Consider the following 7,850-nt stretch of genomic DNA (forward strand, 5'->3'; position numbering starts at 1 on the left):
ACGGCGACGTTTTGTTAATTATAATTTTTATCTAACAAATTTTGGTGCTTCGAGCTGGTTTTTGTTAATTATATTGATATATTTAACAGATTAGCTGATTTTTTGTAAATAAGGAGCGACCAAAGGTTTCTTTATCCTCTTAAAAGATAAAAATACTCCTCCAAGAAATTTTATTTAACAAAAATATCACGATTCTGTTAGATATCCCGATTTATTTAACATATTTCGCATCGACGCCACTGTTTTTGTTAATTAAAACTTTTTATCTAACAAATCCCGACGCCACTACCCGGTTTTTGTTAATTATCCCAATATATCTAACAAAAACGAACTTATTCTGTTAAATAAACGACACAAGACAACCTCATCACTCAAGTTGATGCTTTTTTCTTTTCTTATTTCATAGTAAACTATTATTAAGATGTTTGAAGGAGAAATTTGTATGAAGACTGCTTTAATTAAAATTATGATTGGTATTTTACCAACTGCTTTTTCGGCAGATGCACTAGAGAATACTACTATAGAAGAAAACAGTGATAATTCTGTTCAAATTGAAAAACTAATCGAGGACTACGACGGGAATTATCCGACGATTTACAATATCGGTGAAGTGAACGTTCAAGTCGGTGATAGCTTTGATCCGCTTGCTGGTGTGTATGCGATTGATTCTAACGATGATCTCACTTCTGATATTGAAGTATCTGGTGACGTCGATACGAATACTGAAGGGCAGTACGTTTTAAATTATAAAGTCACAGCTGAAGACGGTTCATGGTACGAAAACTCTAGACTCGTTACTGTGTCTCAAGAGCCGTCGACTGAACTTCCTAAGTCACCTTCAAAAAGTAAAGAAGGCACGCGCGTAACGTTTAAAAACGTAAAAGACGTGACAATTTCTCAAGGCGAGTCGTTTGATCCTAAAAAAGATGTCACTGTCATCGACACTGACGGTCATGATATTACTGAAGATGTTTACATCGTTGGAGATGAAGTAAACACTGACAATCCAGGAGAGTACTATATCGCTTATACGGTCATCGACCGCTTCGGTAAGCCGAACGCGAAAGCCATTACAGTGACTGTCGAATAAAACACTCCCGACAAAACACCACAATACAACAAAAACTCAATACAACACAAAAAAAGGGTGAGACGCATTTACTACGTCTCACCCTCTTATTTTATTTAAGTGCTTCACTAATTGCTTTTGTGAAATCATCGAAGTCATCTGGTGTACGGCTCGTCACTAAGTTGTTGTCGACGATGACTGATTTGTCTTCCCAGTCTGCACCAGCGTTAATTAAGTCGGTTTTAACGTTTTTAACTGACGTTAAATTTCTGCCTTTTAATAATCCTGTGTCGATTAAAAACTGTGGTCCGTGGCAAATTGCAAACACTGGTTTATCTGCTTCTAAGAAATGTTTTGCAAATTTTGCTGGTCTATCTTCAGCGTCTCCACGTAAAACGTCTGGTGAGAATCCACCTGGTACGAGAAGTGCTGCGTAGTCTTCAGCATTTGCATCGGCTACTGAAACATCCGCTTCAAATTTTCCGCCTTGCTTACCTTCAACTACTTTACCTTCAGGTGATACGACTTCTACTTCGTACCCTGCTTCTAAAATTGTATCTTTTGGTACTGTGTACTCACTATCTTCTACTAAATCTGTCATTAATACTGCAACTTTTTTAGTCATAAAATAACTGCCTCCTAATTCGTTGTAGTACATATATAACCGAATTTACAGACACTCAAACATTAAAACCATAAAAGATAAACCGTCGTAACAGTTATAATCATCGTAATAATCGATAGCGGAGCCCCGACTTTAATATAATCGGTGAACTTATATCCTCCTGGCCCGTAGACAATTAAGTTCGTCTGATAACCAATCGGTGTGATAAAACTACTGCTCGCAGCAATCGTGATCGCAATCACAAATCCAAGATAATGCGTGTTCATCATTTCAGCGACTTCAACAGCGATTGGGAACATAATTACAGCTGCAGCACTATTTGTAATCAGCTCTGTAAATATATTTGTTATAAGATAAAGAGCAGCGAGTAGCGCGAGTACTCCAATTGGTTTAGCGAACATCACGATATGCTCTGCGACAAACGTTGCGAGCCCACTATTCGTAATTGCTTTACCAACCCCAAATGCACTTCCTATTAAGAGTATGACGTCAAACTGTATCGACGTCATCGCGTCTCTTGGCGATATAATTTTAAATACGAATAGTATAACGACCATGACGAGCATCGCTTTTAACATCGATAAAATACCTGCAACGACTAATCCGATCATAATACCGAGTAATAGTAGCACGCCAAATCCTTGACGTTTATTTTGCATAAACTTATCTGGCGGTGTTAAGTTACTCACGATGTAAAAGTCATCGCTATACTTATTAACATCTAAAAATGATTCGTCCGCAAGTAATAGTAACGTATCCCCTGCTTTTAAGACGATATCTCCAACTTTTGAGTTGATACGTTTATTGTTACGGTGAATCGCGATAACCCCAGCTTGATAACGCGTTTTAAATCGCGATGTTTTTAACGTCTTATTTACGAGAATCGAACGGTGTGAAACGACCGCTTCAATTAACACTGCCCCTTCAGTTTGAAGGTCTTCAAGTGTGAGTTCACTACCTGTTCTTAACGATAATCCTTTGACGTCCTTTATATCTCCAATCGCGTCTAACGTCGCACTAAATATAATGCGGTCGCCAGCTTGAACATACGTATGGGCGTTCACTTCAGAAAGTGGTCTTTTATCCCTAATAATTTCGATGATATAAATCCCTTTTAACGCATTTTTTGTCACGTCAATAATCGAATGATTACAATACTCAAAATCTTCACTAATCTCAGCTTCGGCTAAAAATTCTTTGGCCTCACTTTGAATTTTTTCAGTCGCAGATAAATGCTCTGGCAGTAACTTATAACCAACTGTCACGATATATATAAGACCGAAAATTAAAATCACAATACCAACAGGTGCGAGCTGAAAGAATCTATACCCGTCTTTACCACTAGAGATTAACAACCCGTGGATAATTAAGTTCGTCGACGTACCAATTAACGTCAACGTACCTCCGATAATCGTAATATAAGAGAGTGGGATTAAAAACTTCGACGGACTAAAGCCACGTTTTAACGCCCAGTCTTTAACGATCGGCGTTAGTGCTAATACGATCGGCGTATTATTTAAAAATCCTGACGACACACCAACTGGTGGTAATAATTTTAATAATGCGCCTCTCGGCGTCGTTTTGTCTCCGAGTAATTTGTAGACGACCCCCTCTATAATGCCGTGCTTTTCAATCGCACTCGCGACGACAAATAATAATAGTATCGTCATTAAACCTTCGTTACTAAATCCACTAAGAGCGTCTTCAGTAGAAATGACATTCGTCATTAAAAATATTACTAAAAATAAAAATACGACAAAGTCAGCTCGGCTTACTTCAAAAAGTAATAGCGTGAGCATAACAACGACCATGCCGAGTACAAACAGCATTTCTAACGTCATAGGCATCTTCCTTAAAAAGATTGATTACCTCTATGATGCCGTATTTCTAAAAAAAATAAACCACTTGATAAGTTTACCAAGTGGTTTAATAACACATATGTTAATTTTTAGAGAATTTGTGTTTAATATTCATCAGTACTTCATATACAATCGGTACGACAATTAACGTCAGTAACGTAGACGATACGAGTCCACCGATTACTGTAATGCCGAGTGCTCTTGAAATTAATATCGATGAATCTCCACCGAAAATAAGTGGAATTAAAGCACCAATCGTTGCGAGTGCTGTCATTAGAATAGGTCTGACACGTGTAGATGCTGCTTCAAGTAATGCATCTCGCGTTGAAAGTCCTCTTTCTTCCATATGAATGACTCGGTCGATTAATACGATTGCGTTTGTAACGACAATTCCGATCAGCATGAGTAATCCGATGAGTGCTGGTACAGATAACGTCTCACCTGAAATGAGTAATGCGATAATTACCCCTGTAATTGTAAACGGTAGACTGAAGAGAATTGAGAGCGGTGCAATTCCACCGTGGAATGTTAATACGAGAACGACATACACGATAAGAATCGCTGCTAACATCGCAAGTCCGAGTTGCGCAAAGCTTTCTTCAATATCCTCGTTCGTTCCACCAATTTCAACTGTAACACCATCTTCTACTTCTAGCTTATTCACTTCTTGAATGACTTCAGCTGTAACAGTACCGACGTCATTTGATAAAATTTTACCGCTCACTGTCGCGTACATATCTCCGTTTAGACGCTTAATTGTATCTTGCGTGTCTCCAGTTTCAAGTGTTGTGAATTCACTGAACTTCACATCTTTACCAAGTGGAGATTTAATCGTATTATTTTTTAGTTCCTCTTCTGTCCAGTTTTCTTTTTTATCGTGTTTTAAGATGACTTCTTGTGTTTTACCAACTTCTCCGACTTCAGTCACAACTTGTTTCGGTTCGTATTGGTTTAACTCCATCGCGATTTGACCAGCAGTTAACCCGAGTTTTGCTGCCTTTTCTTGGTCAACGACGATGCGATATTCTGTATACGAATCACTTACATCAGATTTGACGTTAGATAATTCTTCGTGCTTACTTAAAACAGCTTCTACATCTTCAGATGCAGCTTTAATTTTATCGAAGTCTGTACCTTTAATTGTTACTTTGACTTCGTTAGACGCACCACCTGTAGCGACATCGATACTCGACCACGAACCTTTATGGTCAAATTGTTCGAGTTTTTCTAACACTTTTGCGGGTTCTTCTTCGAAGTTCTCTGTATCAGATTTATACTCAACCATCATCGCCATATCATTCGATGCGACTGGGTTAAACGGATTCTCTCCTCCAGCAGAATATTGAATGTTCGTCACGTCACTATTTTTCTTAAGTTCTTGTTCAGCCTCTTCACCATTTTTAACGACTTCTTCAATCGTTTCACCTGGTGACGGTTTATACGTGAGTGCTAAGAACTTATCTTCACCTGTTGAAATAAAGCTTGTTCCAACAAATGGTGTTAACGCTAAACTTCCGACAAAAATGACAACAAGGACGATACTCGAAATCGCTTTATGGGATAGTGCCCACTCTAAAATTTTTCTATAGCTATCTGCGATACGATTTTTCTTATGATGTGGTTTAACTTTCACACCTTTTCTAAAGAAGAAGTGCGCAAGCATCGGTACAATTGTGATTGCGATTAACAGTGACGCAAGTAATGCAAATACGACTGTTAACGCGAACGGCTTAAAGATTTGTCCGACTTCACCTGTAATAAATGCAAGTGGTACGAAAACGACAATCGTTACAATTGTCGACGACATAATTGGAATAAACATTTGTTTTGTCGCAGCTGTAATCAGTTCACGACCTTGCAACGTTTCATCCTCTTTCGTAAGTCTTCGGTATATGTTTTCTATAACAACGATCGAGTCATCGATGACACGCCCAATTGCGACAGTCATCGCACCAAGTGTCATGATGTTAATCGAAACGTCGAGTTGTTTTAAAATAACAAACGCCATTAAAATCGACATCGGAATCGACACGACAGAAATTAACGTCGACTTAAAGTCTCTTAAGAAGAGTAAAATAACAATTACTGCAAAAGCTGCTCCGAGAAGTGCTTTTTCGAACATCGTTTTAATTGAGTCTTCAATCGGTTTTGCTTGATCCATCATTAAAACTGCTTCGATATCTTTGTTATCTTTTAAAAACGTATCGACTGTTTCTTTAATTTCATTCGCAACTGCTACTGTGTTCGCATCGTTAGATTTTACAACTTGTATCGCAAGCGAGTCTTTACCATTTGTTTTAGAAATAGACTCTCTTTCTGATACAGTATTAATTTCTGCAACGTCTTTTAATTTAACTGTTTTTAGTCCAGCATCTAACGCTTTTTGTTCCATTTCTTTTTGGAACTCTTCACGTTCCTCTTCACTCATTTCAGCAAGCTTCATTTTCGTTTCATCGTCAATTTCAGGTGCTTCAGGTTCCCCTGCTGGTATGTTTAACTCTTTTAACTCCTCTACCGTATTAAAACGACCATCGATTAAAATAGAACGGAGTTCATCGTCAAACGTATATAATCCGAGCGGGAAATCATTGGACGTTCCCGAAATAAATTGTAGGACATCATCTTCTTTTAAATCATGCTTTTTTAATGCTGCTTCATCGAAAGAAAGCTCTACTCTTTCAATTTGTTGGCCTGAAAATGACGCACTCGATACGCCTTCGACGCCTTCAATTTCAGGTATTAAATTTTCTTCTAAACGCTGTGTTAAATCTTTAAGATCATTATCTTTTTCAGTAAATGAATAACTGATAATTGGGAATGTATACATCGAAATCGTATCGATGCTAGATGACTCGGCACCTTCTGGTAAATCTAATTCATCAATCATCGTTTCGACTTCGTCAGTCGCCTTATCCATATCCGTACCGTAATCATAAATCACAGTGATCGCAGACGCATTTTGCAGCGACTGACTTTGAATATCTTCGACACCTTCCATCGATTTTACACGTGACTCTATTTTTTCTGTCACGTCATTTAAAACAGTTTCAGGTGTCGCACCTGGATACGGCGTCGTGATCGTCAGCACTGGTGAGTCAATGTCTGGTAACATTTCCATCTTCATTTTTGAAGCAGAATACACACCACCAAGCGCGATGATAATCGTCATTAATACGATTGCGAGTTTGTTTTTAATCGAGAAATCTACAATTCTTTTTACCACATTTGCACCTCTTTATTTCTTTCAATATGTATTTCTAATTGATAAAAAGCCAAGGGGCAACGTTACAATATCCCCTTGGCAAATGTTAGTCTTCATTCGTCGGTATCAATTCACCTTCAACGACTGCTTTAATTGTCGGCTCTAAAAATTCGATGACATCTCTAAACGGTATTTCTACATTAGGTGTCCCCATCGCACTACTTCCAATTTCGTTTTGATCATAGTGGAACTGTACGACGTCTCCTTTAAAGTCAACATTCGAAAACGTCTTTGAAATATCCATCGTTCGGTCTTCTAATTTTTTCGCGTCATAATACGGTGCATACGCCGGATTATCACGAATCGACTTATCTAACCGTTTAAATAACGCCTCTCGTGTTGGTTGACCGATGTTAAACAAGTTGTCGCTTACAACCGCTTCACCACTTGCGGTATTCACTACAAGTACCCCGTGAATCGAGTATTCCGTATCTTTTGAAAGATTAACAACTCTCGTAATGTTAAACATGTAAATATCGCCTCTAACGTCATGTGCATTAAAAACAATCTTTAACGATGAATCCATATACTCATCATCATCTTTAACAATATCTATGAAATCTTCGAACTCCTTATTACGTGCACTCTCGATTTTTTTATCGATACGTTCTACACCAAAATGTGGATAATGTATCTCCACATCATAATCATTCGCAACAAATTTCAAGTCATCAAAATCTTGATTATTTGAATGTTCCTTATATACAACACCATGTTTTAACTTAACAGGCTCATTCGTACTCGAACATCCAGCAAGAATAAAAGCAAAAATCATGAACAGTGAAAAGAGGCCAAAACGCTTCATATAAATGCCTCCAATGTAAACTATATTCATTACTTTTATTTTAACATAACGAAGAAGTCATTGAGTATTTAAAGCCCTTGAAACAAGTACGAGTTTAATTTATTTTTCTCTTATATTATAATTATTGATAACCTTAAGATGAGTTAGGAGTTTAAAATGAATACATTAACTTACATCATGGATTGTTTAGGGAACGAAAAGAGAACCTTAACTACCCTAAAAAGTATCCT

The 7,850-nt window shown here is 37.6% G+C and carries 5 protein-coding genes; 1 reads left to right on the forward strand and 4 read right to left on the reverse strand.

The window, feature by feature from the left end:
- Positions 1 to 442 precede the first annotated feature (442 nt).
- Positions 443 to 1,090, forward strand: a complete 648-nt coding sequence (locus TJ68_RS06180) for an immunoglobulin-like domain-containing protein (RefSeq protein WP_040929295.1) — start codon at positions 443 to 445, stop codon at positions 1,088 to 1,090.
- Between the two features lie 91 nt (positions 1,091 to 1,181).
- On the opposite strand, the gene TJ68_RS06185 is transcribed toward TJ68_RS06180, so the two are convergent.
- The 4 genes from TJ68_RS06185 to TJ68_RS06200 form a co-directional block, all read right to left on the reverse strand.
- A complete protein-coding gene (locus TJ68_RS06185) occupies positions 1,182 to 1,694 on the reverse strand; it encodes a type 1 glutamine amidotransferase domain-containing protein (RefSeq protein WP_040929296.1) in 513 nt (170 codons plus the stop codon).
- Between the two features lie 62 nt (positions 1,695 to 1,756).
- Positions 1,757 to 3,541, reverse strand: coding sequence for an SLC13 family permease (locus tag TJ68_RS06190; protein ID WP_337587683.1), 1,785 nt, complete (start codon positions 3,539 to 3,541; stop codon positions 1,757 to 1,759).
- 94 nt (positions 3,542 to 3,635) lie between these two features.
- On the reverse strand, positions 3,636 to 6,776 hold the full coding sequence (locus tag TJ68_RS06195; protein WP_040929298.1) for an efflux RND transporter permease subunit: 3,141 nt from the start codon (positions 6,774 to 6,776) through the stop codon (positions 3,636 to 3,638).
- 85 nt (positions 6,777 to 6,861) lie between these two features.
- A complete protein-coding gene (locus TJ68_RS06200; protein WP_040929299.1) occupies positions 6,862 to 7,620 on the reverse strand; it encodes an RsiV family protein in 759 nt (252 codons plus the stop codon).
- Positions 7,621 to 7,850 lie beyond the last annotated feature (230 nt).

This window comes from Nosocomiicoccus massiliensis (assembly GCF_000438455.1).
GTDB lineage: Bacteria > Bacillota > Bacilli > Staphylococcales > Salinicoccaceae > Nosocomiicoccus > Nosocomiicoccus massiliensis.

Bases quoted from the DNA above. Each gene is read 5' to 3' on its own strand.
- TJ68_RS06180 (WP_040929295.1), top strand. From the start codon at position 443: ATGAAGACTGCTTTAATTAAAATTATGATTGGTATTTTACCAACTGCT.
- TJ68_RS06185 (WP_040929296.1), bottom strand. From the start codon at position 1,694: ATGACTAAAAAAGTTGCAGTATTAATGACAGATTTAGTAGAAGATAGT.
- TJ68_RS06190 (WP_337587683.1), bottom strand. From the start codon at position 3,541: ATGCCTATGACGTTAGAAATGCTGTTTGTACTCGGCATGGTCGTTGTT.
- TJ68_RS06200 (WP_040929299.1), bottom strand. From the start codon at position 7,620: ATGAAGCGTTTTGGCCTCTTTTCACTGTTCATGATTTTTGCTTTTATT.